A 25,642-nucleotide genomic window follows, 5' to 3' on the forward strand; every position below is an offset into this window, starting at 1 on the left:
CGCCCTGGAGCACTTGTGTCTTCCTCCGACCACCGTTCCGATTCCCGTTCCGCTTCCCCCTTGTCCCGACGCGCCTTCGGCGGTGCCGTCACCGCCGGTGCGGCGGCCGCCGCGGGCCTCGCCGGGGCCTCCCCCGCGGGTGCCGCCGAGGCCTCCCCCGCGGCCGGCGGGGCCCCTGCCGAGCACGCCTTCCGCGCCGCCCGCGGAAGCCACTCCCGGCGGCCCAACATCCTGTTCATCCTGGGCGACGACCTCGGCTGGGCGGACCTCTCCTCGTACGGATCCAGCCACATCCGCACCCCGAACCTGGACCGGCTGGCCCGGCAGGGCGTGCGGTTCACCGACGCCTACTCGGGCTCCGCGACCTGCTCCCCGACCCGCTTCAGCCTCTACACCGGCCGCTTCCCGGGCCGTACCAAGGGCGGGCTGGCCGAGCCGATCGCCGACCGGTCGGCGGGCCTGGAGCCCACCCACCCGACGCTGGCCTCGCTGCTGCGGGACTCCGGCTACGCGACCGCGCTGATCGGCAAGTGGCACTGCGGCCACCTGCCCGACTACAGCCCCACCCGGTCCGGCTGGGACGAGTTCTTCGGCAACTTCGGCGGGGCCCTGGAGTACTACTCCAAGCTGAGCAACACCGGCGAGTACGACCTCTACGAGGGCGACGCCGAGTACAAGGACCTGCGCTACTACACGCGGATCCTCACCGAGCGGGCGAGCGAGTACATCGGCCGCGACCACGACCGGCCCTGGCTGCTCAACCTGAACTTCACGACCCCCCACTGGCCCTGGATCGCCGAGGGCGACGAGACCGAGGCGGCCGGGATCGCCCGCCGGATCAAGGCCGGCGACAACCGGGCGCTGTGGCACCAGGACGGCGGCTCGGTCGAGAAGTACAAGGAGCTGGTCGAGGACCTCGACCGGTCGGTCGGCGAGGTGCTGAAGGCCCTGAAGCGGTCCGGGCAGGAGCGGGACACGCTGGTCTTCTTCGCCAGCGACAACGGCGGCGAGCGCTTCTCGTACAACTGGCCGCTGGCCGGGAACAAGGGCTCGCTCCAGGAGGGCGGCATCCGCGTCCCGACGATCGTGCGCTGGCCGGCCCGCCTGGACGGGGCCCAGATCAGCCACGAGCCGGTGTTCACGCCGGACTGGACCGCCACCCTGCTGGAGGTGGCCGGGGCCCGGCCGCACCCGGCGTACCCGCTGGACGGCACGAGCCTGGCGGGCTACCTGCTGCGCGGCGAGGAGCTGCCCGAGCGGGACCTGTTCTGGCGGGTGCGGGGCGAGCGGGCGCTGCGCCGCGGCGACTGGAAGTACTACCGCGGCAAGAGCGGCCGCGACCAGCTCTTCGACCTCTCCGCGGACGTGCGCGAGCAGGCGGACCGGGCCGCGCTGCGGCCCGACCTGCTGGTGGAGCTGAGGACCGCTTGGGAGCGCACCGACGCCGGGCTGCTCCCGTACTGAGCCGTGTCCCCCCGAGGGGAGTGGGTCCCGCACCGGCCCCGGCCCACCCGGGGCCGGTACGGGACGCGTGCGGGCCCCTAGGAGGCGGCCGGCTGGGCGGTGGCGCGCAGGCCCTTGCCGTTCGGGGCGGTCAGCGTCAGCGCGCCGCTCTCGACGGAGTACGCGACCTTGCCCTTCAGGACGGCCGAGACCGCCTTCTCCACCTCGCCGGCGGGGCCGGTGCAGGCCATCCGCGTCGACGCGAGCGGACCGAAGGTCACCTCGCCGCCGGCCGCGGTCGCCTTGCTGGTGAAGTTGTTGCAGCCGAGATTGCCCTGGACCGCGCCGTCCTTGCCGATCACGAACCAGGCCTTGCCGTTCGCGTCCTGCGGGACGGAGGTCACGGCCTCGCCCTGGACCAGCGAGTCGACCGTCCAGCGGGTGCCGTTGAGCGGGGTGAGCGTCTCGGGCTTCGAGGTCAGGGTGATCTTGTCACCGCCCGCGGTGGTGAGGGTCAGCCGGTCGCCGGCGACCACGGTGGTCAGCTTGCCCGTGATCAGCTTCTGGAAGGCCTCGCCGAACTTCATGGCGGTCGGGTCGCAGCCGATGTCGGTGACCTCGGCCTCCTTCACGGTGAGGCTGTTGCCGTCGGCCTCGGCCGGGGCGGAGAAGTCGGCGCAGCCGTTGTTGCCCCGCACCTTGCCGTCTTCGATCAGGAGGTGGGCGCCCGCACCCGCGGGCGCCGCCTCACGCTTGCCGTCGTTGTCGAGGGTTTCGACGGTCCACTTGACTCCGGACACGCCCTTGCCGCCCGGGGCCGTGCCGGCGGTCTCGGTGGCACCGCAGGCCGTCAGGGCCAGGGACGCGGCGAGGGCCGCGGTGATGACGTGATGGGTACGCATGCCGCTCTGACGTGGCGGACGGCGGACCGGTTCCCCTGGATCCGCCGATTCCCGGATCCGTTCCGGATCCGCCCCGCAGCACGCCCGGTTGTGCCGGATGCGCCCTGGAATCACCCCTGTTCGGGGACCGGGCGCACGGTGCGGCTCAGCTCATCACCGGCAGGACGCCGCTCAGGTCGGCCCGCTCGCCGCTCGCGCTGACCGCCGCGTCGGCGACCGCCGCCGCCCAGCCGGTGCGGCCGGTGGCCAGCCGGAGCCAGGTGAGCGGGTCCGTCTCCACCACGTTGGGCGGCGTACCGCGGGTGTGCCGGGGGCCCTCGACGCACTGGACCACGGCGAAGGGCGGCACGCGCACCTCGACGGAGCCGCCGGGTGCCTTGGCCGCGAGGGCGTCGGCGAGCACCCGTACGCAGGTGGCCAGCGCCTGGCGGTCGAGCGGCACGGACAGGCCCAGGGCGCGGTTGAGGTCGTCGGTGTGGACGACCAGCTCCACGGTCCTGGTCACGACGAAGTCCGCCACGGACATGCCGCCGATCCAGAGCGCGAGCAGCCGGTCGCCGGGCAGCACGCCCAGCAGCTCGGTGAGGCGCTCGCCGGTCCGCGCGTACAGCTCCCCGAGGTCCAGCGGTTCGTCCCCGCGGTGCGCGCCCACGATCCGGTCCGCGATGGGCTCGGTGGTGAACGGCCAGTTCCGCACGGTGACTTCGGCCTTCTCCGCCGGGGGCAGGCCCGCGGCCCCGGCCAGCGAGCCGACGGCCCAGGCGATGTGCTCGGCGAGGTCGCGCACGGTCCACTCCCCGACGCCCGCGTCCGCGGCGAGCTGCTCCTCCGTCAGGCGGTCCACCGCCTCGGCGACGTGCCGGAACTGGGCGAGCACCGCCGCCCTGGTCTTCGCCGGGTCGTAGCTGCGCGTCTTGGGTGCCATGTCCGCGAGTCTGCCCGATCAGTCACCGCCGCCGCAGCCACCGCCGCAACTGCTGCCGCAACTGCTCCCGCAGGAGTCCCCGGAGGACCCGCAGCCGGAGCCGCCGCCGTCGGAGGAGGAGTTCCGCTCGCGGCGGGCGGCGTCCTCGGCCCGGCGCTCCAGGGTGTACGAGGTGCCGGCCGGCTGCCACCCGTACAGCGTGCAGCGCTCACGGGAGCTGAGGGGTACGGCCGTGACCTCCGCGACGATGCGGCCGCCGCTCGCGTAGACGGCGTGCTCCAGGACCACTTCGGCCCCCTCGCGCGGAACGCCGTACAGCAGGACCTCGTAGGGCTCGGAGAACTGGTTGATGTCGTGGTGCTCCTCGCGCAGGCGGTTCTCCGAGCCACTCGCCAGGACGCGGTGGGTCTCCTCGTGGTCCGCGTAGAGGTGCCGGTAGGCGATCAGCGGCCTGCCCGCGGGGTCTGCCGCGTCGGGGACGATCCAGGCGTACTCCAGGGTCTCGCGGTGGACCCCCGCGCGGAGTACGGGCTGTGGTCCCCGGTGCAGCGCGCGGGCCGCCCGCCACCGGGAGATCCCCAGCCCGACCAGCGGCATGCCCACGGCGAGCAGCGCAAGGGCCAGCATCTGCTGGCCGACCGCGTCGTACGGGTGCTCCGCGGCCGCACCGAGGTCCGCCACCAGTGCCCAGGCGAGCATCACCACGGCGGTGAGGCAGAACGGCACCCCGAACACCAGGGGCCGCAGGCCCCGGCGGAAGTGGGACTTCGGCAGCCCCTCGGGTACGGGTGCGCGCAGGTCTCCCGCGGCCGCCAGGGCCAGCTCCCCCTGACGCCGACGGGCCCGCAGGCGGAGCCAGGCCCCCACGCCCACCCAGGCTGTGAGGAGCACCGTGAGACAGAAGCCCACCAGGAACGGGGTGTCCCCGGCCCGGAAGTCGGGCGGGGCCACCAGGAGGAGGCCACCGATCAGGAATGCGAAGGCCAGGGCCATCCGGGGCTGGAGCCAGTGGCACAGCGGCAGGCTGAACAGCAGGACGGTGTCCGGGTAGCCCTCCCAGAGGGTGCCGCGCGTCGCGTCCTCGGGCTCGTTCCAGAACGTCAGCACCATCGCGACCACGATGAGGACACTCAGCAGCCACGCTCCGGCGATCGGGGCGAAGACCGCCTGGGGCCGGGCCGCGCGCCAGCGCTCGGCGTCCTCGGCGGACCAGGTGGCGGCGCCGCCCTCGGGTATCGCGGCGGGCGGCAGGAACTTGACGTGGTCACTCACGTCGCCAGTATGCGAAGCGCCCCCGCGGCCCAGAAGGGCCGCGGGGGCAACGGAATCGCTACGACCGCTCGGGCCGGGTGCGGTACCGGACCGGCGTTACGCGAGCAGCGCCGGGATGGTCGCCTCGTGGGCCTCGCGCAGCTCGGCCAGCGGGATGGCGAACTCGCCCTGGACCTCGATCGCGTCGCCGTCCACGACACCGATGCGGGTCGCCGGGAGGCCCCGGGCGCCGCACATGTCGGTGAAGCGGAGCTCCTCGCTGCGGGGGACGGACACGATGGCCCGGCCCGCCGACTCGGAGAAGAGGAAGGTGAACGCGTCCAGCCCCTCGGGCACGACCACGCGGGCGCCGTTCCCGCCGCGCAGGCAGGACTCGGTGAGCGCCTGGACGACGCCGCCGTCCGACAGGTCGTGCGCAGCGTCGATCATGCCGTCGCGGGAGGCGGAGATCAGGATCTCGCCGAGCAGCTTCTCGCGGCCCAGGTCCACCTTCGGGGGCAGGCCGCCGAGGTGGTCGTGGACGACCTGGGACCAGGCCGAGCCGCCGAGCTCCTCGCGGGTGTCGCCGAGGAGGTACAGCAGCTGGCCCTCCTCCTTGAACGCCATCGGCGTGCGGCGGGTGACGTCGTCGATCACACCGAGGACCGCCACGACCGGGGTCGGGTGGATCGCGGTGTCGCCCGTCTGGTTGTAGAGGGAGACGTTGCCGCCGGTCACCGGGGTGCCCAGCTCCAGACAGCCGTCCGCGAGACCGCGGGTGGCCTCGGCGAACTGCCACATGACGGCCGGGTCCTCGGGCGAGCCGAAGTTCAGGCAGTCGGAGATGGCCAGCGGCTTGGCACCCGTGGCGGCGACGTTGCGGTACGCCTCCGCGAGGGCCAGCTGCGCGCCGGTGTACGGGTCGAGCTTGGCGTACCGGCCGTTGCCGTCGGTCGCCATGGCCACGCCGAGGTTGGTCTCCTCGTCGATGCGGACCATGCCGGCGTCCTCGGGCTGCGCCAGGACGGTGTTGCCCTGCACGAAGCGGTCGTACTGGTCGGTGACCCAGGACTTCGACGCCTGGTTCGGCGACGAGATCAGGGCCAGGACCTGCTCGCGGAGCTCGGCGGAGGTCTGCGGGCGGGGCAGCTTGTTCGCGTCGTCGGCCTGGAGGGCGTCCTGCCAGTCGGGACGGGCGTACGGGCGGTGGTAGACCGGGCCCTCGTGGGCGACGGTGCCCGGGGGCACGTCCACGATCTGCTCGCCGTGCCAGAAGATCTCCAGGCGCTCGCCGTCGGTCACCTCACCGATGACGGTGGCGATGACGTCCCACTTCTCGCAGATCTCCATGAAGCGGTCGACGTGCTGCGGCTCGACGATCGCGCACATGCGCTCCTGCGACTCGCTCATGAGGATCTCCTCGGGCGAGAGCGTCGCGTCGCGCAGCGGGACGGTGTCCAGCTCGACCCGCATGCCGCCGGAACCGGCCGAGGCCAGCTCGGAGGTGGCGCAGGACAGGCCGGCGCCGCCGAGGTCCTGGATGCCCGCGACCAGCTTCTCCTTGAAGATCTCCAGGGTGCACTCGATGAGGAGCTTCTCCTGGAAGGGGTCGCCGACCTGGACGGCGGGGCGCTTGGTGGGCTTGGTGTCGTCGAAGGTCTCGGACGCGAGGACCGAGACGCCGCCGATGCCGTCGCCGCCGGTGCGGGCGCCGTAGAGGATGACCTTGTTGCCCGGGCCGGAGGCCTTGGCGAGGTGGATGTCCTCGTGCTTCATGACGCCGATGCAGCCGGCGTTGACCAGCGGGTTGCCCTGGTAGCAGGAGTCGAAGACGACCTCGCCGCCGATGTTGGGCAGGCCCAGGCAGTTGCCGTAGCCGCCGATGCCCGCGACCACGCCCGGCAGGACGCGCTTGGTGTCGGGGTGGTCCGCGGCGCCGAAGCGCAGCGGGTCGACGACGGCGACCGGGCGGGCGCCCATGGCGAGGATGTCGCGGACGATGCCGCCGACGCCGGTGGCCGCGCCCTGGTAGGGCTCGATGTACGAGGGGTGGTTGTGCGACTCGACCTTGAAGGTGACCGCGTAGCCCTGGCCCACGTCGACGACGCCGGCGTTCTCGCCGATGCCGACGAGCATGGCGTCGTTCTGCGGGGCCTTCTCGCCGAACTGCTTCAGGTGGACCTTGCTGCTCTTGTACGAGCAGTGCTCGGACCACATGACCGAGTACATGGCGAGCTCGGCACCCGTGGGACGGCGGCCCAGGATCTCGCGGATCCGGGCGTACTCGTCCTCCTTGAGGCCGAGCTCCTTCCACGGCTGGGACGCGTCGGGGGTCTCGGTCGCGTTCTTGACGGTGTCGAGGGTCATGAGGCACTCACCAGGGTCTTCAGGACGGACGTGAAGAAGCCCAGGCCGTCCGTGCGGCCGGTTCCGACGTGGGGGTCGACCGCGTGCTCGGGGTGCGGCATCAGGCCGACGACGTTGCCCGCCGCGTTGGTGATGCCGGCGATGTCGTTCAGCGACCCGTTCGGGTTGCCGTACCCATCAGCGGCTTCGCCGCGGACGAGGTACCGGAAGGCCACTCGGCCCTCGGCCTCCAGTTCGTCCAGGGTGCGCTGGTCGGCGACGTAGCGGCCGTCCATGTTCTTGAGGGGGACCGAGATCTCCTCGCCCTGCTCGTAGTCGCCGGTCCAGGCGGTCTGGGCGTTCTCGACGCGCAGCTTCTGGTCGCGGCAGATGAAGTGCAGGTGGTTGTTGCGGAGCATGGCGCCCGGCAGCAGGTGGGCCTCGGTGAGGATCTGGAAGCCGTTGCAGATGCCGAGGACGGGCATGCCCGCCCTGGCCTGCTCGATGATCGTCTCCATGACCGGCGAGAAGCGGGAGATGGCTCCCGCCCGGAGGTAGTCGCCGTAGGAGAAGCCGCCCGCGAGGACGACCGCGTCGACCTGGTGGAGGTCCTTGTCGCGGTGCCACAGCGAGACCGGCTCGGCGCCCGCGAGGCGGACGGCACGGAGCGAGTCACGGTCGTCGAGCGTTCCGGGGAACGTGACGACTCCGATGCGAGTGGTCACCGTCAGGCCTCGACCTTCACGGTGAAGTCTTCGATGACGGTGTTGGCGAGGAACGTTTCGGCCATCTCGTGGATGCGGTCGAGGGCGGCCTGGTCGACCGGTCCCTCCACCTCGAGCTCGAAGCGCTTCCCCTGGCGGACGTCGGCGATGCCCTCGAAGCCCAGGCGCGGCAGTGCACGCTGCACCGCCTGGCCCTGGGGGTCGAGGATCTCCGGCTTGAGCATGACGTCGACTACGACGCGTGCCACTGGCACTCCCGAAAGGTGGTTGGTGCGGCGGTTCCTTCAGCGTACCCGCCCGAAATTTCTACGCGGGTAGATATCCCTTGGCCCGATCACGCGCAGATCACGGCGCCGTTCCCGTGACGGGTTTCGGGCGCACCAACACTTCACAAAATCGCCCGGAAAACCCCGCGTCCGGGATTGCGGTGGGACACGCGGAGACAATTAACTGGGCTTCCCACTTCATTGCGAATCGCGGTACAAAGGAATCCCCGGGGATTCCCCGGTAAAGACGTATTGTTCCGAAACATCCATACAGTCTTCATCACCGCACGTCAACGCGGTGTTGGGACACGAAGGGGCCGATATCCGTGGCGCAGCGCGTAGTAGTCACGATCTCCGACGACATCGATGGCGGAGAAGCGGCGGAAACGGTCGTCTTCGGACTGGACGGTAAGTCGTACGAGATCGACCTCAATCTTGCGAACGCGAAGAAACTGCGCAAGAGCCTGGCGCCTTACGTGGCGGCCGGCCGGCGGCAGGCCCGCTCGGGCAAGACCTTCAAGCACACCTCCCTCGCACCCGACCCGGCGGTCGTCCGCGCGTGGGCCCGCTCGAACCAGCTCGACGTGCCCCCGCGGGGCCGGATCCCCAAGAAGGTCTACGAGGCGTACAGCGAGGCGCACTGACCTTCCGGTCCGCCGGTCCACGGGTCCTTCGTGGACCGGCGGACCGGCGGCCCGGAACGGATTTGCCAAGCACCCCCCGGGATCCGCTAGTGTGTGGATCACGCCGAGGGGCAAGACCGCAGGTCAAAGCCTCGAAGGTCGTGCGGGTGTAGTTCAGTAGCAGAACATCCCCCTTCCAGGGGGAAGGCGCAGTGTGCGATTCCTGTCACCCGCTCTGCATCGCTTTGCCAACCACTCCGGTGGATCAGGTAGAGTGGTGCTCGCACCGACCGGTGAAAGCCGATCGGAAGCATGCGGACGTGGCTCAGTTGGTAGAGCATCACCTTGCCAAGGTGAGGGTCGCGAGTTCGAATCTCGTCGTCCGCTCGTGAAAGAAGGCCCGGTCATCAGACCGGGCCTTCTGCGTTTTCCCCGTCGTTCCCGGCACCTCCGCCTCCGGTCCTCCGCCTCCGGTCCTCCCCCGCGCTCCGCTTCCGCGGCTCCGATGACAAATGTCATCGGAGGCCGTGACAGCGCGCACTGCCCGGTTGCCCGGGGCGCCGGAAGCCTGGAGGCATGACCCCAACCGACGAGCACGTCATCACCGCCGAGCGGCTGCGCCGCTCGTACGCGGGCGGCTTCGAGGCCGTCCGGGGCGTCTCCTTCGCCGTGGCACGCGGCGAGGTCTTCGCCCTCCTCGGCACCAACGGTGCCGGCAAGACCTCCACCGTCGAACTCCTCGAAGGCCTGGCCCGGCCCGCCGGCGGGCGGGTCCGCGTCCTCGGCCTCGACCCCTGGAGCCGCCGGGCCGAGGTCCGGCCGCGCACCGGCGTGATGCTCCAGGACGGCGGCTTCCCCTCCGACCTCACGGTCACCGAGACGGTCCGGATGTGGGCCGGCGTCACCTCCGCCGCCCGCGGACCCGCCGGTGCCCGGCGCCGTACGGAGGTGCTGGAGCGGGTCGGACTCGCCGCCCGGGCCGACGTACGGGTGAAGCAGCTTTCCGGGGGCGAACGCCGCCGGCTCGACCTCGCGCTCGCCCTGCTCGGCCGGCCCGAGGTGCTCTTCCTCGACGAGCCGACCACCGGCATGGACCCCGAGGGCCGCCGCGACACCTGGGCCCTGGTCCGCGAACTGCGCGACGAGGGCACCACCGTGCTGCTCACCACCCACTACCTGGAGGAGGCCGAACAGCTCGCCGACCGCCTGGGCATCCTGCACGCGGGCGAACTCGTGCTGTCCGGCACGCCCGACGAGGTCACCGCGGCCCGCCCGGCCCGCATCAGGTTCCGGCTGCCCGAAGGGGTGCCGGCCGCCCGGCTGCCGCTGGCGCTGCGGGCCGCGGCCGACGGGCCCCGCGTGGAGATCCGTACGGCCACGCTCCAGCAGACCCTCGCCGAACTCCTGCGCTGGGCGGAGGACTCCGGCGTCGCGCTGGACCGGCTCGACGCCCGCTCCGCCTCCCTGGAGGAGGCGTTCCTCGACATCGCCGCGAGCACCCCGGAGGCCGTCCGATGAGCACCGTCCGCACCACCGGGAAGGCCGGCGGCACCGAGGAGGCCGGCGGCAGGGGCCGCCGGGCCGCCGCGTGGATGCTCCGGCACGGGTTCCACGGCACGGGCGGGTCCGGCACCCCGCAGGACCGCCCCGCCCTCGGTGCCGTCAGCCCCGCCCGGCTCGGCGCCCTGGGCCGGGCCGAGCTGACCCTCCTGCTGCGCAACCGCAACGGGCTGTTCATGGCCCTCCTCATGCCCGCGCTGATGCTCTTCGTGCTGCGCTCGGCGCTCGACGGGATGCCGTCGGACGACCTCCCCATGGGGGCCGGCGCGGCCACCCTCATCGGCGGCACCGGCATGACCCTGCTGCTCGTCGTCCACATGGGCCTGGTCGCCACCTACACCGCCCGCCGCGAGGAGCTGGTGCTCAAGCGGCTGCGTACCGGCGAGGCGACCGACCCCGAGATCCTCGCGGGGGCCGCGCTGCCGGCCGCCGTGATCGCCCTCGTGCAGTGCGCCCTGCTGACGGCCGGCGGGGTCGTGGTGCTGGAGGTGCCCGCGCCCGAGCGGCCCGAGCTCCTGCTGCTGGGCGTGCTGGCCGCCGTACCGCTGATGGCCGGGCTGTCCGCGCTCACCTCCGCCGTGACGCGGACCGTCGAGAGCGCGGGGCTCACCACCCTGCCGCTCTTCCTCGTCACCGTCCTCGGCTCGGGGATGATGACCCCGCGGGAGGCGTTGCCCGGGCGGGTCGGCGATCTCTGCGAACTGCTGCCCTTCAGCGGGGTGATGGAGTTCGTACGGGCGGGCTGGGTGGGCACGGATGCCGCGGGGGACCTGTTCCAGGCGGGCGTGCTGACGGTCGTGTGGGCGATCATCACCGTGTCGGCACTGGGTCGGTGGTTCCGCTGGGAGCCGCGGCGCTGACGTACGGGGCGGCGGGCGCCCGGTCCGCGGGCCGGACCGGCGCGGAAGGGGGAACGCAGGGGATGTCCAGGCTGACGGGCTGGTGGGACGGGCGCGGCAACGCGGCCAAGGTCGAGCTCTACACGCGCTGGTCGTACTACGGCTTCTGCGTGCTCGAAGTGCTGACGGTCGTCGGGGCCGCGGTGGGCGGCCGGCTGGGGTTCACCCCGGTGGGCACCGGGCTCGGGCTGTTCGTCTGCGGCCACGCGCTGCTCTGCGGCGTCCTCGCCTCGCGGGCGCTGGCCTGGGCGGCGGGCCGACGCGCGCGCCCGGTGCGGACGGCCCTCGGCCTGGCCGCGCTGAGCGGCGCGGGCGTGCCGCTCCTCTTCGGGCTGGCGGCGGCCGGGCACGTCTCGGACACCGAGGTGCTGCCCTCGCTGGTGGTCGGGCCGGTCGGCTTCGGGATCGGCGCGCTGGTGCTGATGCTGCGCCGGGTACGGGACATGGCGTGCCTCGTGCTGGGCGCGGCCGCGTTCACGGCGGGCACCGCGCTGGCCACGGGCCGGGGTCCGGAGTCGGCCGGATACGCGGCCGGGGTGCTGGGCACGGGGCTGCTGTTCGCCCTCACCTCGGGCTTCTCCTCCTGGCTGCTGCGGGTGGTGTGGGAGCTGGACCGGTCGCGGGAGCTGCGGGCCCGGCTCGCGGTCGCGGAAGAGCGGCTGCGCTTCGGGCGGGACCTGCACGACGTGCTGGGCCGGAACCTCGCGGTGATCGCCCTCAAGAGCGAGCTGGCGGTGCAACTGGCCCGGCGGGAGCGGCCGGAGGCGGTGGACCAGATGGTCGAGGTGCAGCGCATCGCGCGCGAGTCGCAGCGGGAGGTCCGGGACGTGGTGCGCGGCTACCGCGAGGCGGACCTGGCCGTGGAGCTGGAGGGCGCCCGCGGGGTGCTGGCGGCCGCCGGCATCGCCTGCCGGGTGGTCGGCGGCGCGGACGGGCTCCCCGCCGAGGTGCAGTCCGCGCTGGGCTGGGTCGTACGGGAGGCCACCACGAACGTGCTGCGGCACGGGGACGCGCGGGACTGCCTGATACGGCTCACCGGCGGGCCCGCCGAGGGCGGCCGCGTGGTGCTGGCGGTCGAGAACGACGGGGCGCCCGGGACACCCGCGGGCCCGCCGGGTTCGGGGCTCGCCGGGCTGCGGGAACGGCTGGCCGCGCTGGGCGGCACGCTGGACGCGGGGCCGGTGGCCGGGGGACGGTTCCGGCTGACGGCCGTGGTTCCGGCGGTGGCCGTCGCCGGGGAAGGGGTGGGGGCGTGACGCCCGTACGCGTACTGCTGGCCGACGACGAGCACCTGATCAGGGGTGCGCTCGCGGCGCTGCTGGGACTGGAGGACGACCTGCTGGTGGTGGCCGAGGCCGCCTCGGGGCCGGAGGCGCTGGCGATGGCCCGCGCGCACCGGCCCGACGTGGCCGTGCTGGACCTGCAGATGCCCGGGGCGGACGGTGTGAGCGTGGCCACATCGCTGCGGGCCGAACTCCCGGACTGCCGGACCATGATCGTGACCAGTCACGGGCGTCCCGGGTACCTGAAGCGGGCCCTGGCGGCCGGGGTGCGGGCCTTCGTGCCGAAGACCGTGTCGGCCCGGCAGCTGGCCGAGATCATCAGGACCGTGCAGGCCGGAGGCCGGTACGTGGACCCGGAGTTGGCGGCCGACGCGATCAGCGCGGGGGACTCGCCGCTGACCGCGCGGGAGGCCGAGGTGCTCGAACTCGCGGCGGACGGCGCACCGGTTGCGGAGATCGCGGAACGGGCCGCACTGTCGGCCGGGACCGTGCGCAACTACCTCTCGTCGGCGGCCGCGAAGCTGGGAGCCGAGAACCGGCACGCGGCCGTGCGTCTCGCCCGCCTCAAAGGTTGGGTATAGTGGGTCCCGCGCTACGGCGCATGCGGACGTGGCTCAGTTGGTAGAGCATCACCTTGCCAAGGTGAGGGTCGCGAGTTCGAATCTCGTCGTCCGCTCGTGAAGGAAGGCCCGGTCATCAGACCGGGCCTTCCGCGTTTTTCCGGTTCGGCGGGTTCGGCGCATTCGGCGGGTTCGCCGGAGGCACCGGGTCCAGCGGGGCGTACGCCGGCGCCGGCCCGGCTCCCGCGTGGGGGCCGGGCCGGCGGGGCGGTGGCTCAGTGCTGCCAGGGGGTGCCGGTGAGCAGCTCGTACGCCTCGATGTACTTCGCGCGGGTGGCGTCCACGACGTGCTGCGGCAGGGCCGGCGGGGGCTGCTCGCTCTTGCGGTCCCAGCCCGACTCCGCCGAGGTCAGCCAGTCCCGGACGAACTGCTTGTCGTACGAGGGCTGCGCGCGGCCAGGCTGCCACTGGTCGGCCGGCCAGAATCGGGAGGAGTCCGGGGTGAGCACCTCGTCGGCGGCGATCAGGGTCTCGCCGTCGAAGCCGAACTCGAACTTGGTGTCGGCCAGGATGATCCCGCGCTCGCGCGCGATGTCGCGGGCGCGGCCGTAGACGGCGAGCGTCGTCTGGCGCAGCAGCGCCGCGGTCTCGGCGCCGACCTGGCGGGCGACCTCCTCGTACGAGACGTTCTCGTCGTGCTCGCCGACCTCGGCCTTGGTGGCCGGGGTGAAGATCGGGGCGGGCAGCTCGGAGCCGTCCACGAGGCCCTCGGGGAGGCCGAGTCCGCAGACCGTGCGGGTCTGCTCGTACTCGGCGAGGCCCGAGCCGGTGAGGTAGCCGCGGGCCACGCACTCGACCGGGACCATGTCGAGCGACTTGCAGATCAGGGTGCGGCCGGCCCAGTCGGCGGGCGCGCCCTCGGGCAGCTCGGTGCTGATGACGTGGTTCGGGACGAGGTCGGCCAGCTGGTCGAACCACCAGAGGGAGAGCTGCGTCAGCACGCGGCCCTTGTCCGGGATCTCGGTGGGGAGCACCCAGTCGTACGCCGAGATGCGGTCGCTGGCCACCATCACGAGGTCGCCCGCCTCGTTGCGGTAGAGCTCGCGCACCTTGCCGGTGTGGAGGTGGAGGAGGCCCGGAACCTGAACCGGCTCGGGCTTTTCGACGAATCCGGACACGGTGTCTCCCTGTGGTTCTGTATGAAGCACTCCGATTCTCGCTCACCTGGCCGTGATCTTGGACAGGGGGCGGTCCGGCGGGAGCCCGTCGGTCAGTCGCGCTTGCAGATCCGGTCGAGGAGGTTGGCGGTGGCGCGCTGCACCCGTTCGTCGACGTGGCCCGGGCGGTCGAGCGCCGGCGACCAGGCGAAGGTTCCCGAGGCGAAGACCAGGGCCCCGCTGGGCGCGCGGTACAGGGAGGTCTCCTGGTGGCGCAGGACGCCGTCACCGTCGCGGTAGGGCGAGTGGGCGAGGAGGATGCGGCCCTCGTGCTCGGGGAGCTGGGTGCGGGGGAAGTAGCGGTCGGCCTCGCCCGCGACCAGGCCGTCGATCTCGTCGCCGTCCCCCGCGCCGGTGGAGTCCCAGAGCCAGTGGCCGGCGTTGCGGACGACCAGCGGGGCCGGTTCGGGGACGCGGCCGGCGTACTGGATGCCGAGGAGCTGCTGTTCCGGCCGGTCCATCTCGCGCCAGAGGGCGGGGCGGCCGGGGCCTCGGCGTTTTCGGCAGGTCAGCAGGCGGTCCGGGACGCCGGAGGCGGAGGGGGACAGCTCCACCTGCCAGTACATGGTGTTGGCGGACAGGAAGACGAGCGAGGTGCCGTGGTCGCGGGCCCGCTCGGCGGTGCGGCGCATGGGGACGGACCAGTATTCGTCGTGGCCCGGGAAGACCAGCCCTCGGTAGCGGGTGGGGTCCACCCGGCCCGCGTGCAGGTCGCGGGCGTCGGCGTACGCGAGGTCGTAGCCGTACCGCTCGGCCCAGCGGATGAAGTCGTAGGCGTGTCCGACGTGGAGCGGGAGGCCGGCGCCCGCGTACGGGCGGTCGAAGGAGACCGTGGTGGCCGCCTCCCGCTCGCCCAGCAGGCGGCCCTGCTCGTCCCAGGCGTGGTAGAGGCTGGCGCCCGTGCGGCCGTCCTCGGGGTAGAGGTTGTAGGCCTGCCAGGTGACGTCCGGGAGCAGCAGGAGCAGGTCGGCCGGGTGGCTGTCGCGGACCGTGAAGGGGATGTGGGAGCGGTAGCCGTCGGCGGTGGTCAGCACGGCGACGTACGCGCCGAGGTTCCAGTACGAGGGGACCTGGAGGCGCCAGGAGAGCCACCAGTGGTGGCAGGAGACGGTGCGGTCGGCGGTCAGCGGGGCGGGCTGGACGATGCCGGACAGCCGGGGGCTGGTGGTGATCTTGGCCGCGCCGTCGCCGCCGTAGTGACCGATGCGGTAGACGTCGACGGAGAACTGCTGGGGCGGGTCGACGGTGATGTGGAAGTCGATGGCCTCGCCGGGGGCGACCGCGCCGGTGGACGTGAAGCCCTTGATCTGCCGGTGGACGTCGTCGGCCGTCCGGGGGCCGCCCGTACGGGCGGGGGCGGCGGGGACCTGGTCGCCGAGCCGGCCCGGGGCCGCGGGGTCGACGTACCAGGGGACGACCTGTCCGGTGTCGCCGAAGTACAGCTCGCTGCCCCGGAGCCAGGGAAGCGGGCCTTGCCCGAAGGGGTCCGACACCGCGTGCGCGAGGGCACCCGACTCCCACCGCCGGATCTGGTCCGCACCACCCATACCGCTGCTCCCCTCCCTCGCTCCCCCGACGGCGCCCGGGCCTGCCTCCGGCGGGGGCCGGGGGAGTGCCGGGCACGTGGTCCGCTGTCCACGACTGGTCCCAGCACATCACATAACGCACGCACACCGTCACCGTTCGTCGCGAATTGACGTGAACGGAACATGGGAGTCCGGTTGAGGTGGCGGCCCCGGCGCGCGTGACGGATCTCCGGCGCGGCCCGTTCGGGCAGCTCAGGGGGCCGAACGGGCCGGGTCAGACCAGGCGTACGGGCTTCTCGGCGCGCACGCCGAGTTCGGCCAGCCAGGACCGCAGCGGCTCCGGGTCACCGTCCTCCACGAGGGAGAGCACCCGCGGGGAGAGGTCGTTGCGGCGCTCGCCGTCCACCAGGAGGGCGGGGCCGTCCAGCCAGTCGAGGCCGGGAGCGGCGCCCGCGGTGTCGACGGCCGCGCAGCAGACCATCGCGGTCACGTGGTCGGCCAGCAGGTCCCGGCCGCTGCGGGGCGGCTGGAGCGGGAAGAGCGGCAGGGCGTCCGGGGCGTTGGGCCGCTCGGCCTCGCCCGGGGCGAGCTCCTCGCGGGCCACGTCGGCCGCGATCCGGCCGGCCAGCGCGTCGCCCTCGCCGTCGGAGAGGTACGCGAGCACCCGCTCCAGGGTGGGGCCGGGCGCGGCGGCGCGGGAGCCGGCGGTGACCACGGCCCGCAGCGGGTCGGGGGCCGGGCCGGCGGGGTCCGGGCCGGGAGCGTGCGTGCCGGGGGCGTCCTGCGGGGCGTACCCGCCGCCGCCCGGGAGGGCGAGGGCGTCCAGGGCGCGGTGCAGCCGGGCCGCCTCGACGCGCCACTTGCGGTCCACGACCTCCTCCGGGTACGCCGCCCAGTCCACCGGGGACCAGTCCGGGCCCGGCTCGGCGGGTCCGCCGTGGAAGAGCCGCGCGGCCAGCAGCGAGGCGGCCTCGTCGACCACGCCCGGCTCCTCCAGCAGGTCGCACGCGGGGCGCTCGCCCAGCCGCGAGGTGAACCCCTCGGCCAGCCGGTCGCGCCGGGACAGCTCGGTGAGGGCGGAGACCACACCCGCGTCCAGCCGGGAGGGCCAGCGGCCCAGCCGCCAGGCGGGCAGCGCGACGCGGGTCAGCAGCCGGTCCCAGCCCGCGTAGGCGAGGCCGACCTGCTCCTGGGCGACGATCCTCAGTCCGTAGTCCACAGCCTGTGCACGCTCGGAGGCCGCCGTGGCGACGCCGCGCTCCATCTCGGCCGCGTCGTCCCGGCACAGCCGCAGCAGCAGCCGGCCGAGCCAGGCGACGTACCCGAGCCCGCGCCGCTGTCCGACGGCGACCGCCGCGTCCAGGCCGCGGACGAACCGCCGGGCTGCGGCTATGTCCACCTGGGCCGACGGGCCCGTGCCCGCGACCACCGGGGCCAGCACGGCCCGCAGCTCCGCCACCCGCATCCACCAGAGGAAGGGGGAGCCGATGACCAGCACGGGCGCGGTGCCGAAGCCCGCGTCCGCGTCACGCGGCGGGGGATCACCGGATATGCCGCGGCGGTGCGTGGCGTGCGTACGGTCCTCCAGCCAGCTGTCGCAGTCCGGCGTCAGCGCTATGGCGGAGGGGGCGGGCACCTCCAGCCGCTCGGCCAGGTCCCGCACCAGGCGGTAGAGGTCGGGCGCGGCGGCCTCGGAGAGCGGGACGGTCGGCGTCGTCGCCGGACTGGCCCGCAGCACCACGGCCGCGAAGACCCCGGCGAGCAGCAGCACCAGCGCCGCGACCCCGCACACCACGAGCGTCACGGCGGGCCAGGGGTCCCCGGCCAGCCGGCCCGTGGCCCGCGCGGCCACCAGCACCACCGCGACGGCGGCCGGCAGCAGCGCGGCGCCCATCGCCCGGCCGCGCAGGCGCAGCACGGAGACGGCGCGGAGGCGCGCCGACTGCGCGCCCATTTCGATACCCAAAGCGGTTCCGGACACGGCCGGACGTCACCCCCTCTGCCCTGCGGCGACTTTGCTCACTCCCCCACTCTGGCACCCGTCACCGACATCGCAATGCCGGTGGGCCAAGTGCCGGAACGCCTGCGCGGCACCCTAGTTGGGGCTTCGGCCCGCGTCAGCCGGATAGGGGATCGCTCACCCGATGGAATGGCTTTGGGTAAAGGTGGGTGCGTTCGAAGGCGGCCTGATGCTGTCGTACGGAAGGGCCCGGCCCGCGCGTCGCGCGGGCCGGGCCCTCAGTCGTCCGAACCCCTGCTCAGCGGGGGCGGCGGTGGAATCAGCGGCCTTCGGCGGCCTTTTCCGCGATGTCGGTGCGGTGCTGCGAGCCGTCGAGCCGGATCCGGGCGACGGCCTTATACGCCCGCTCGCGCGCCTGCGCCAGATCGGATCCGGTCGCGGTCACGGACAGCACGCGGCCGCCCGCGCTGACGACCGCGTCGCCCTCCTGACGGGTGCCGGCGTGGAGCACGTACGCCTCGGGGCCGTCCTCGGCGGCGACCTCGGCGAGGCCCTCGATCGGGTCTCCGGTGCGCGGGGTGCCGGGGTAGTTGTGCGAGGCGACGACCACGGTGACGGCCGCGTCCGGGCGCCAGTTCAGCGGCGGCTCGGCGTCGAGGGTGCCCTTCGCGGCGTTCAGCAGCACGCTCGCCAGCGGGGTCTTGAGGCGGGCCAGGACCACCTGCGTCTCGGGGTCGCCGAAGCGGGCGTTGAACTCGATGACCCGGATCCCGCGGCTGGTGATCGCCAGTCCGGCGTACAGCAGGCCGGAGAAGGGGGTGCCGCGGCGGCGCAGCTCGTCGACGGTCGGCTGGAGGACCGTCTCCATGACCTCCTCGACCAGCTTCGGGTCGGCCCACGGCAGCGGGGAGTAGGCGCCCATGCCGCCGGTGTTCGGGCCCTCGTCGCCGTCCAGGGCACGCTTGAAGTCCTGCGCGGGCTGGAGCGGCAGGACGGTGGTGCCGTCGGTGATCGCGAAGAGCGAGACCTCGGGCCCGTCCAGGTACTCCTCGATGACCACGCGGTCGCAGGCGAGGGCGTGGTCGCGGGCGGCGGCGAGGTCGGAGGTGACGACCACGCCCTTGCCGGCGGCCAGGCCGTCGTCCTTCACGACGTACGGGGCGCCGAAGGCGTCCAGCGCCTCGTCGATCTCCTCCGGCGTGGTGCAGACGTAGCTGCGGGCGGTCGGGACGCCGGCGGCGGCCATCACGTCCTTGGCGAAGGCCTTGGAGCCCTCCAGCTGCGCCGCCTCCCCGGACGGGCCGAAGACCGGGATGCCGGCCGCGCGGAGGGCGTCGGCGACCCCGGCCACCAGCGGCGCCTCCGGGCCTACGACGACCAGGTCGGCCGCCAGCTCGGTGGCCAGCCGCGTCACGTCGGCGCCGTCGAGGGCGTCGACCGGGTGGAGTTCCGCCACCTCCGCGATCCCGGCGTTGCCGGGGGCGCAGTGGATCGCGGTGACAGCGGGGTCGAGGGACAGAGAGCGGCACAGGGCGTGTTCGCGGGCGCCGCCGCCGATGACGAGGACCTTCACGGGGTGCAGCCTAGCCCGCCTGGCCTGGAGATCTTTGTGCGGGCACCCAAGGAGGCCGCCCTACTCGTTCGTATATTCCTCCACCACCGTGGCCCCGAGCTCCCGCACGATCAGGTCGTGACCCGTGAGGGCGCTCTCGACCAGGTCCGGGTCGTCCTCCTCCGGCACGTCGTCCTCGGGGGCGACCGGCGCGGGGGCGGGGGGCTGGTGGGCACGGGGCGGCTCGGCCGCGGGCGGCTGGGCCGCCGGGGACTGGTACGGCGCGGCCGGGGGAGCGGGCGCCGCCGGGGCGGGGGCGTACGCCTGCGGCTGTACGGGCGCGGACGGCGCGCCGTACGGGGCCCCGGCCGCCAGGCCCGGGCCGCCGGCGGGGGCGCCGCCGACCACGGCGTCGATCTTCCAGTTCACCTGGAACTGTTCGGCGAGGACCTGCTTGAGCACGTCCTCGCTGCCGCTGCTGGAGAAGTTGTCGCGCGCGCCCGGGTTCGGGAAGCCGAGCTGGAGCGTCGTGCCGTCGAAGCCGGTGACCTGCGCGTTCTGGCTGAGCAGGATCCACGTGAAACGGCGGCGGTTCTTGACCGCCTCCAGGATGCCGGGCCACATCGCCTGGACCTGGCCGGCGCCCTGCGCCATGCCGGGCGAGGGCTGCGCCGGGGCGGCGGACTGGGACGCGGCCTGGGGCTGCGCCGGAGCCTGCTGCGGAGCGGGGGCGGGTGCGGGCTGGGCCGGGGCGGGGACGCCGGAGCCCGGCTGTGCCGCGCTGGGCCAGGCGCCCCGCTGGGGGGCGGCGGGTGCCGCGGGGGCGGGCGCGGCCGGAGTCGCCGGGGCCGTCGGGGACGCGGGCAGGCCGGAGCCGGGCTGGGCGGCGCCCGGCCAGGCGCCGGGCGCGGCGGCCTGCGGCTGCGGCTGGTGCTGGGGCTGCGGCGGGGTGGCCGGAGCTTCGGGGGCGGCGTGCGCGGGCGGAGCGGCGGCCGGGACCTCCGCGGCGGGGGCGGGGGTGGGCGCGGCGGGGGCCGGAGTGGGCGCGGCACCGGAGCCGCGTACCGCCGCACGGGCCGCGGCGGCACCGCCACCGGGCGCGACCGGAGCCATCTGGTGGGCCTCGGGCCCGGGGACGTACCCCATGGCCGGGCCCACGGCCGGGCCGCCGGGCAGGGCACCGGCCGCCGCGGCGAGGGCGGCACCGCCGCGCTCCAGGCGGTCGAGGCGGGCCTGTACGGAGCGCTCGTCGTCGTACGCCGCGGGCAGCAGCACCCGGGCGCAGATCAGTTCGAGCTGGAGCCGGGGCGAGGTGGCCCCGCGCATCTCGGTCAGCCCCGCGTTCACCAGGTCCGCCGCGCGGCTCAGCTCGGCGGCACCGAAGACGGAGGCCTGGGCCTGCATCCGCTCCACGACGTCGGCGGGGGCGTCGATGAGCCCCTTCTCGCCCGCGTCGGGCACGGCGGCGAGGATCACCAGGTCGCGCAGCCGCTCCAGCAGGTCGGCGACGAACCGGCGCGGGTCGTTGCCGCCCTCGATCACCCGGTCGACGACCTCGAAGGCGGCCGCGCCGTCCCCGGCGGCGAAGGCGTCCACCACCGAGTCGAGCAGCGAGCCGTCCGTGTACCCGAGGAGGGACGTCGCCATGGCGTACGTCACACCGTCCTCCGCCGCGCCGGCCAGCAGCTGGTCCATGACGGACATCGAGTCACGCACGGAACCCGCGCCGGCCCGCACGACCAGCGGCAGCACGCCGTCCTCGACCGGGATGCCCTCCCGCCCGCACACCTCGCCGAGGTACTCGCGCAGGGTGCCGGGCGGCACGAGGCGGAAGGGGTAGTGGTGGGTGCGCGACCGGATGGTCCCGATGACCTTCTCGGGCTCGGTCGTGGCGAAGATGAACTTGAGGTGCTCCGGCGGCTCCTCGACCACCTTGAGCAGCGCGTTGAAGCCCGCCGACGTGACCATGTGGGCCTCGTCGATGATGTAGATCTTGTACCGGCTGGAGGCGGGCCCGAAGAAGGCCTTCTCCCGCAGGTCACGGGCGTCGTCGACACCACCGTGGGACGCGGCGTCGATCTCGATCACGTCGATCGAGCCCGGGCCGTTCCTGGCCAGGTCCCGGCAGGACTGGCACTCCCCGCAGGGCGTGGGGGTGGGACCTTGCTCACAGTTGAGGCACCTGGCGAGGATGCGCGCGCTGGTCGTCTTGCCACAGCCGCGCGGCCCGGAGAACAGGTACGCGTGATTGACCCGGTTGTTCCGCAGGGCCTGCATCAGCGGTGCAGTGACATGCTCCTGCCCGATGACCTCGGCGAACGACTCGGGGCGATAGCGGCGGTACAGCGCAAGGGACGACACGTTTACGAGGTTATCCGGGCCCGCCGACAACCGGGCGCCGCCGCATCCCCCGGCCCGCGGCCCAGCGGCCGAGCCGCGCCCACACCCGCGCCACCCACCGGAACCGGCATCCGCCCCGCAACGCGCACCCGTACCCCGCCCGGAACGCAAAGCGCCCCTCACGCACCCGCCAGAGCCCACTTACCCTTGCTGCCTTCCGGCCCTGGGGGAGTTGGGTGAGATAGCGCCACGTGAGGGGCTGGGGCCAGCGTAGCGGATGGAAGGCCCGGCGATCGACCCCGCTCCCCCTCGGGAACCCCCGTCGCCGATCACGTTCGCTAGCACCCCTCAACGTCTTGTATTGTTTGCGGCGGAGGATTCGCCTAGAGGCCTAGGGCGCACGCTTGGAAAGCGTGTTGGGGGCAACCCCTCACGAGTTCGAATCTCGTATCCTCCGCAGCCGCCCACCAGGGCAAACGAAGGGTCCGACCGCTCAGCGGCCGGGCCCTTCGTCATTGCGTGGTCTCAGTTTTGGTCTCAGTTGGCGCGAGCGGACGGTCATGAACCTGCGCGACCGCGCCTGTGGTGCGAGTGAGTCCGAGGTTGATCAGCCGGCGGCTGCCCTGCTGCGTCACGTGCCTGCTGCCGGAGGCGCCCAAGGAGGCTGGACTCTGCTGATCATGGAGGAGAGCTTCGACGAGCCGCCGTGGAGCCACGAAACCGAGTAGTTGCGGGAGTCCTCTGGCGGTCGTGCCCACCGATAGCCTTGAGGTGAGGGCTCGTGCAGTGAGCCATGACGAGAGGAACCCATGGCTGCAGCTGCCCCCGACGAAGTCGAGTACGGCGAGGTCTTCACCCGTCGATGGGTCGTCGAGACGATTCTTGATCTGGTCGGCTATACGGCAAACAAGGACCTCACCCGGATGAAGCTCGTTGAGCCGTCGATCGGATCCGGAGCGTTTTTCGTCCCCGTACTGGAGCGACTGCTCGAGTCTGCGAAGCTCCATGGCACGGAGCTGTCGGCGCTGGCTGACTGTCTGTACGGTCTCGATCTCCAGCACGAGCATGTCGCGACCTGCCGGAAGAAGTCGGCAGACATGCTCCAAGCCGCTGGGGCAAGTCCCACAGAGGCCCGAGCCCTGTCTGCAGGCTGGGTGCGTCACGGCGACTTCCTTCTCGACGAGGTACCGACGGATGTCGATTTCGTGATCGGCAACCCGCCGTACATCCGCACCGAGGATCTCGATGATGAGACCGAGGCCGCCTACCGCAAGACATGGCGGACGATGCGTGGACGGGCGGACATTTACGTCGGCTTCTACGAGCGTTCGCTGTCCATGCTCGCAAGGGGCGGGAAGGTTGGCTTCATCTGCGCGGACCGTTGGATGCGGAACGCCTACGGGAAGCACCTGCGGGGTCTCGTGACCTCACGCTACGCGGTCGAGTCTGTGTGGCAGCTGCACGACGTGGACGCATTTGAAGCAGAGGTCTCGGCCTATCCGGCGATCACGGTACTGGCCAACTCCGAGCAGGGCAGCTCCACGTTCATCGACACTACTGCCGCATTCGGAGCGGCCTCCGCGAGTGAGGCCCTGGCGTTCGTGCGGGGCACGGCGGAGGAGGCTTCAGGCCAGGGTTGGGAGGGTGCACGCCTGCCCAACTGGTTCGAGACCGACGACTTCTGGCCCGCGGGATCCCCTCACACCATCAAGCTGCTGGAGCACCTGCAGGAGAATTTCCCGACGCTAGAAGCCGACGGCACGACGAAGATCAGCATTGGGGTCGCGACCGGAGCCGACAGGGCCTACATCGTCAGCTCAGACGCTGCCATCGACGTCGAGCAAGATCGGCTGACACCCATCGTCATGGCCGACGACATTCGCGCAGGTCGTCTCACAACGCCTTCGAAGATGCTGCTGAACCCGTGGGACGACGAAGGCAGGCTCGTGGATCTCGCGGACTACCCGAAGTTCGCGGACGCGCTTGCGTCGCACCCGAACGTCAAGAAGCGCTTCGTCGCGAGGAAGAACCCGAACACCTGGCACCGCACGATCGACAAGGTCTACCCGGGCCTCGCCGAACAGCCGAAGCTACTTCTTCAGGACATGAAAGCCCAGATCACGCCGGTGCTGGAGCCGGGTGGCTACTACCCGCACCACAACCTGTACTACATCGTCTCGTCGTCGTGGGACATGGAAGTGCTTGGCGGGTTGCTGCTGTCCCGGATCGCAGAAGCCTTCGTGAGTGCCTACGGCGTGAAGATGCGTGGCGGCACTCTGCGATTCCAGGCGCAGTACCTGCGGAAGATCGCCGTTCCGCGCCCCGAAGCGATCCCCGACGACATCGCCTCCAGGCTCCGTGACGCGTTCCGCGCTGGCGACAGGGCGGCTGCGACGCGTGCGGCCGAAGAAGCGTACGGGCTGCCCGTCGGCAGCATCTGAATATCCAGATAGAAGAAGAGGGGGCCATGAGCGACCTGACACCTGTCGAGACCTGGCGCGCCGCTGTTCTCGGTTACTGGAAGGGCCTGGATCTACAGGCCGCGAAGCAGGGGCAAGCGACCGGGGTGAAGGACACCGGCAATCGCGCAGCCGTCACCGGCGGCAAGCAGATGGACGCGATGCAGGAAGTCGTGGCGAAGATCTGGCGCGCCGATCCTGACATCAGCCTTGAGGTGCGCACGACCGGTCACAACCATCTGCCAGCGTACTTTCGACCGGCGAAGAACTGGGATCTCCTGGTGCTCTACCGCGGCTCCCTGATCGCGGCGCTGGAGTTCAAGTCCCAGCGAGGCCCCTCGTTCAGCAACAACTTCAACAACCGGACGGAGGAAGCCCTCGGGCTCGCGGCCGACTCCAAGATGGCCGCAGAGCGCGGCCTATTCGGCAAGTTGAAGCCCTGGTTCGGTTTCATCATGCTCGTAGAACGCGCGCCGAAATCATTGACAAAGGTCGAGTTGCCCAAGAACATGCCGTTTCCGCCGGACCCAATCTTCGAGGGAGCGTCGTACATAGGACGGTACAAGATCTTCTTCGAGCGCATGGTCAAAGAGGGCAACTACGACGCTGCTGCGCTACTCACCGCCGAGGCGGGCAGCGAACACTTCATCGAGCCCTCGGTGAGCTTGTCGTTGGCCAATCTCGAGGCAGCCATCCGTGCACGCATCGCGTACATCAAGACGCTGCCGGACGATGTATTCGACGAATTGACACTCTGAATCGAGCCGTTCGAGGGCGTCGGTGATCACGTGGGTCCAGGGCCAGTACCGGGCGGGGGAGCGGGCACGGGAGAAGGCGGCAGGGCGCGGCGCGGGCGCGAGAGGAGGCGGCGGGACCGGCCCCGGGGGCGAAGGTGCGCTTCCACTGCGGTCATGTATCGCTCGCGGACATCCGCCAGCGCCCGCAGGTCGACGACCGACGTCGGGATCACCATCGCCGTGTCGTCCGCTGCTGGGGCCGAGCGCCACGCGTCCTTCATGCTCTGCCCGGCCACCGTCCGGGTACGGGCGACGAGTTCGTCATACGCTGCGCCCACCTCCGGAGCCTCGAAACGGACCCACGCCTCGTGCCAGGTCAGTCTGGACTGGATCTCCCGCAGCTGCTCCGACAGACGGACCCGCTCCTCGGCGGCGACGTCCGCTCGGCGACGACGCACGGCATAGGCCATCTCCGCGTACTGGATGCTCACTTCATACGCGCTCGCGAACAGTTCCTGCTTCCGCTCGCGCAGTTGGGCGCGGCGGATAATCCGCGCCTGGACGCCGAGGACGAGGCCGGTCACGATTGCGGCCAGAACGGCGGCGTAGGGGCCGAATGCCTTGATCGCGTCAGCCAATGATGTGGTCCTGTTCGTCGAGGCCCGGTGAACCGAGGCCGTGGGGTGCTTCGAAGCCCGGCCAGACGCCGGTGGAGCGATAGGCAGACTCCCAGCGCAGATGGCGGACGATGATCGCGACGAGGAGTCGCCCGCCGTCCCCGGGCGACCAGCGGCGCGAGGGGGCGTCCTTCGGGTACCAGAGGCAAAGGGAGCCGTCGGAGTTGCGGTGGGCGGGACAGTCGGGTCCGCGTGCGTGGACGCGGGGGAATGCCGGATCGCCGGGAGCGAAGACGATACGGAGACTGTGCGAGGGCAGGATCTGCACGTGCGGGTAGACCTGGACAGTGAAACCGGACGCGAAGTCGGCGGGCCTGTCCACCTCGCGCACGTCGAGCCCCGTTGAGCTCATCCCGGTCAACAACTTGTCGCGGGCCACGGGACGGGCGAA

At 72.4% G+C, this 25,642-nt stretch carries 22 protein-coding genes, 4 tRNA genes and 1 other RNA gene; 13 read left to right on the forward strand and 14 right to left on the reverse strand.

All coding sequences use genetic code 11. The features are described 5' to 3' along the window. Window positions 1-60 precede the first annotated feature (60 nt). Entirely contained in the window at window positions 61-1,464 is a 1,404-nt protein-coding gene (locus ACIQUR_RS24645) for a sulfatase-like hydrolase/transferase (RefSeq protein ID WP_403668043.1), read from the forward strand. Between the two features lie 77 nt (window positions 1,465-1,541). On the opposite strand, the gene ACIQUR_RS24650 is transcribed toward ACIQUR_RS24645, so the two are convergent. The 6 genes from ACIQUR_RS24650 to purS form a co-directional block, all read right to left on the reverse strand. Continuing rightward, window positions 1,542-2,345, reverse strand: a complete 804-nt coding sequence (locus ACIQUR_RS24650) for an META domain-containing protein (protein ID WP_403668046.1) — start codon at window positions 2,343-2,345, stop codon at window positions 1,542-1,544. Between the two features lie 145 nt (window positions 2,346-2,490). Beyond that, complete coding sequence (locus ACIQUR_RS24655) at window positions 2,491-3,270, reverse strand: sterol carrier family protein (protein WP_403668048.1); 780 nt, start codon at window positions 3,268-3,270, stop codon at window positions 2,491-2,493. Between the two features lie 18 nt (window positions 3,271-3,288). Further along, window positions 3,289-4,542, reverse strand: coding sequence for a hypothetical protein (locus tag ACIQUR_RS24660; protein WP_403668051.1), 1,254 nt, complete (start codon window positions 4,540-4,542; stop codon window positions 3,289-3,291). A gap of 96 nt (window positions 4,543-4,638) precedes the next feature. Continuing rightward, window positions 4,639-6,888 (reverse strand): phosphoribosylformylglycinamidine synthase subunit PurL, encoded by a 2,250-nt coding sequence (gene purL, locus ACIQUR_RS24665; RefSeq protein ID WP_403668054.1) that lies wholly within the window; start codon window positions 6,886-6,888, stop codon window positions 4,639-4,641. Continuing rightward, a complete protein-coding gene (purQ, locus tag ACIQUR_RS24670) occupies window positions 6,885-7,592 on the reverse strand; it encodes a phosphoribosylformylglycinamidine synthase subunit PurQ (protein WP_403668056.1) in 708 nt (235 codons plus the stop codon). Before purQ ends, purL begins: the two co-directional genes overlap by 4 nt. A 2-nt stretch (window positions 7,593-7,594) precedes the next feature. Next, complete coding sequence (purS, locus tag ACIQUR_RS24675; RefSeq protein ID WP_352197884.1) at window positions 7,595-7,840, reverse strand: phosphoribosylformylglycinamidine synthase subunit PurS; 246 nt, start codon at window positions 7,838-7,840, stop codon at window positions 7,595-7,597. 344 nt (window positions 7,841-8,184) lie between these two features. Between purS and ACIQUR_RS24680 the strand changes: the two genes are divergently transcribed. The 8 genes from ACIQUR_RS24680 to ACIQUR_RS24715 all read left to right on the forward strand — a co-directional run bounded on the left by ACIQUR_RS24680 (window position 8,185) and on the right by ACIQUR_RS24715 (window position 12,899). Further along, window positions 8,185-8,502, forward strand: coding sequence for an Lsr2 family protein (locus tag ACIQUR_RS24680; RefSeq protein WP_403668059.1), 318 nt, complete (start codon window positions 8,185-8,187; stop codon window positions 8,500-8,502). A gap of 142 nt (window positions 8,503-8,644) precedes the next feature. Then, window positions 8,645-8,716, forward strand: a tRNA-Gly gene (locus ACIQUR_RS24685). A gap of 79 nt (window positions 8,717-8,795) precedes the next feature. Continuing rightward, window positions 8,796-8,868, forward strand: a tRNA-Gly gene (locus ACIQUR_RS24690). Window positions 8,869-9,057: 189 nt separating this feature from the next. Beyond that, window positions 9,058-9,999 (forward strand): ABC transporter ATP-binding protein, encoded by a 942-nt coding sequence (locus ACIQUR_RS24695; protein ID WP_403668061.1) that lies wholly within the window; start codon window positions 9,058-9,060, stop codon window positions 9,997-9,999. Next, the gene (locus ACIQUR_RS24700) at window positions 9,996-10,901 is read left to right on the forward strand and encodes an ABC transporter permease (protein WP_403668064.1); all 906 of its coding nucleotides are present in this window, start codon (window positions 9,996-9,998) and stop codon (window positions 10,899-10,901) included. Before ACIQUR_RS24695 ends, ACIQUR_RS24700 begins: the two co-directional genes overlap by 4 nt. A gap of 62 nt (window positions 10,902-10,963) precedes the next feature. After that, window positions 10,964-12,196, forward strand: coding sequence for a sensor histidine kinase (locus ACIQUR_RS24705; protein ID WP_403668068.1), 1,233 nt, complete (start codon window positions 10,964-10,966; stop codon window positions 12,194-12,196). Further along, window positions 12,193-12,804, forward strand: a complete 612-nt coding sequence (locus ACIQUR_RS24710) for a response regulator (protein WP_403668071.1) — start codon at window positions 12,193-12,195, stop codon at window positions 12,802-12,804. The genes ACIQUR_RS24705 and ACIQUR_RS24710 overlap by 4 nt, the downstream gene beginning before the upstream one ends. A gap of 22 nt (window positions 12,805-12,826) precedes the next feature. Continuing rightward, window positions 12,827-12,899 (forward strand) — tRNA-Gly (locus ACIQUR_RS24715). A gap of 159 nt (window positions 12,900-13,058) precedes the next feature. Here ACIQUR_RS24715 and ACIQUR_RS24720 read toward each other — a convergent pair. From ACIQUR_RS24720 to ffs, 6 genes are all read right to left on the reverse strand, one after another. After that, the gene (locus ACIQUR_RS24720) at window positions 13,059-13,961 is read right to left on the reverse strand and encodes a phosphoribosylaminoimidazolesuccinocarboxamide synthase (protein ID WP_403668074.1); all 903 of its coding nucleotides are present in this window, start codon (window positions 13,959-13,961) and stop codon (window positions 13,059-13,061) included. A gap of 92 nt (window positions 13,962-14,053) precedes the next feature. Continuing rightward, window positions 14,054-15,547, reverse strand: coding sequence for a N,N-dimethylformamidase beta subunit family domain-containing protein (locus tag ACIQUR_RS24725; RefSeq protein ID WP_403668076.1), 1,494 nt, complete (start codon window positions 15,545-15,547; stop codon window positions 14,054-14,056). A gap of 253 nt (window positions 15,548-15,800) precedes the next feature. Then, a complete protein-coding gene (locus tag ACIQUR_RS24730) occupies window positions 15,801-17,480 on the reverse strand; it encodes a hypothetical protein (RefSeq protein ID WP_403668078.1) in 1,680 nt (559 codons plus the stop codon). 325 nt (window positions 17,481-17,805) lie between these two features. After that, window positions 17,806-19,059 carry a phosphoribosylamine--glycine ligase gene (purD, locus tag ACIQUR_RS24735; RefSeq protein WP_403668081.1) on the reverse strand — a complete coding sequence of 418 codons (1,254 nt, stop codon included), beginning with the start codon at window positions 19,057-19,059 and terminating at the stop codon, window positions 17,806-17,808. Window positions 19,060-19,119: 60 nt separating this feature from the next. After that, on the reverse strand, window positions 19,120-21,399 hold the full coding sequence (locus ACIQUR_RS24740; RefSeq protein ID WP_403668084.1) for a DNA polymerase III subunit gamma and tau: 2,280 nt from the start codon (window positions 21,397-21,399) through the stop codon (window positions 19,120-19,122). A 144-nt stretch (window positions 21,400-21,543) separates the two neighbouring features. Next, window positions 21,544-21,642, reverse strand: an RNA gene (gene ffs / locus ACIQUR_RS24745) — signal recognition particle sRNA small type. A gap of 108 nt (window positions 21,643-21,750) precedes the next feature. On the opposite strand from ffs, the gene ACIQUR_RS24750 reads away from it, so the two are divergent. The 4 genes from ACIQUR_RS24750 to ACIQUR_RS24765 all read left to right on the forward strand — a co-directional run bounded on the left by ACIQUR_RS24750 (window position 21,751) and on the right by ACIQUR_RS24765 (window position 24,595). Continuing rightward, a tRNA-Ser gene (locus ACIQUR_RS24750) sits at window positions 21,751-21,835 on the forward strand. A 103-nt stretch (window positions 21,836-21,938) separates the two neighbouring features. Beyond that, window positions 21,939-22,106: a hypothetical protein gene (locus tag ACIQUR_RS24755; RefSeq protein WP_403668087.1), complete on the forward strand. Its 168-nt coding sequence runs from the start codon at window positions 21,939-21,941 to the stop codon at window positions 22,104-22,106. Between the two features lie 81 nt (window positions 22,107-22,187). Beyond that, entirely contained in the window at window positions 22,188-23,819 is a 1,632-nt protein-coding gene (locus tag ACIQUR_RS24760; RefSeq protein WP_403668090.1) for an Eco57I restriction-modification methylase domain-containing protein, read from the forward strand. A gap of 26 nt (window positions 23,820-23,845) precedes the next feature. After that, window positions 23,846-24,595: a PaeR7I family type II restriction endonuclease gene (locus ACIQUR_RS24765; protein ID WP_200719248.1), complete on the forward strand. Its 750-nt coding sequence runs from the start codon at window positions 23,846-23,848 to the stop codon at window positions 24,593-24,595. 26 nt (window positions 24,596-24,621) lie between these two features. Here ACIQUR_RS24765 and ACIQUR_RS24770 read toward each other — a convergent pair whose 3' ends face one another. Continuing rightward, complete coding sequence (locus ACIQUR_RS24770) at window positions 24,622-25,212, reverse strand: hypothetical protein (protein WP_403668095.1); 591 nt, start codon at window positions 25,210-25,212, stop codon at window positions 24,622-24,624. Then, window positions 25,205-25,630 carry a hypothetical protein gene (locus ACIQUR_RS24775; RefSeq protein ID WP_403668097.1) on the reverse strand — a complete coding sequence of 142 codons (426 nt, stop codon included), beginning with the start codon at window positions 25,628-25,630 and terminating at the stop codon, window positions 25,205-25,207. The genes ACIQUR_RS24770 and ACIQUR_RS24775 overlap by 8 nt, the downstream gene beginning before the upstream one ends. Window positions 25,631-25,642 lie beyond the last annotated feature (12 nt).

Origin of the sequence: Streptomyces sp. NPDC101132 (assembly GCF_044759225.1) — a bacterium.
Lineage (GTDB): Bacteria > Actinomycetota > Actinomycetes > Streptomycetales > Streptomycetaceae > Streptomyces.

Bases quoted from the DNA above. Each gene is read 5' to 3' on its own strand.
- ACIQUR_RS24650 (WP_403668046.1), bottom strand. From the start codon at position 2,345: ATGCGTACCCATCACGTCATCACCGCGGCCCTCGCCGCGTCCCTGGCC.
- ACIQUR_RS24655 (WP_403668048.1), bottom strand. From the start codon at position 3,270: ATGGCACCCAAGACGCGCAGCTACGACCCGGCGAAGACCAGGGCGGCG.
- purL (WP_403668054.1), bottom strand. From the start codon at position 6,888: ATGACCCTCGACACCGTCAAGAACGCGACCGAGACCCCCGACGCGTCC.
- ACIQUR_RS24695 (WP_403668061.1), top strand. From the start codon at position 9,058: ATGACCCCAACCGACGAGCACGTCATCACCGCCGAGCGGCTGCGCCGC.
- ACIQUR_RS24700 (WP_403668064.1), top strand. From the start codon at position 9,996: ATGAGCACCGTCCGCACCACCGGGAAGGCCGGCGGCACCGAGGAGGCC.
- ACIQUR_RS24705 (WP_403668068.1), top strand. From the start codon at position 10,964: ATGTCCAGGCTGACGGGCTGGTGGGACGGGCGCGGCAACGCGGCCAAG.
- ACIQUR_RS24725 (WP_403668076.1), bottom strand. From the start codon at position 15,547: ATGGGTGGTGCGGACCAGATCCGGCGGTGGGAGTCGGGTGCCCTCGCG.
- ACIQUR_RS24730 (WP_403668078.1), bottom strand. From the start codon at position 17,480: ATGGGCGCGCAGTCGGCGCGCCTCCGCGCCGTCTCCGTGCTGCGCCTG.
- ACIQUR_RS24755 (WP_403668087.1), top strand. From the start codon at position 21,939: ATGAACCTGCGCGACCGCGCCTGTGGTGCGAGTGAGTCCGAGGTTGAT.
- ACIQUR_RS24760 (WP_403668090.1), top strand. From the start codon at position 22,188: ATGGCTGCAGCTGCCCCCGACGAAGTCGAGTACGGCGAGGTCTTCACC.
- ACIQUR_RS24765 (WP_200719248.1), top strand. From the start codon at position 23,846: ATGAGCGACCTGACACCTGTCGAGACCTGGCGCGCCGCTGTTCTCGGT.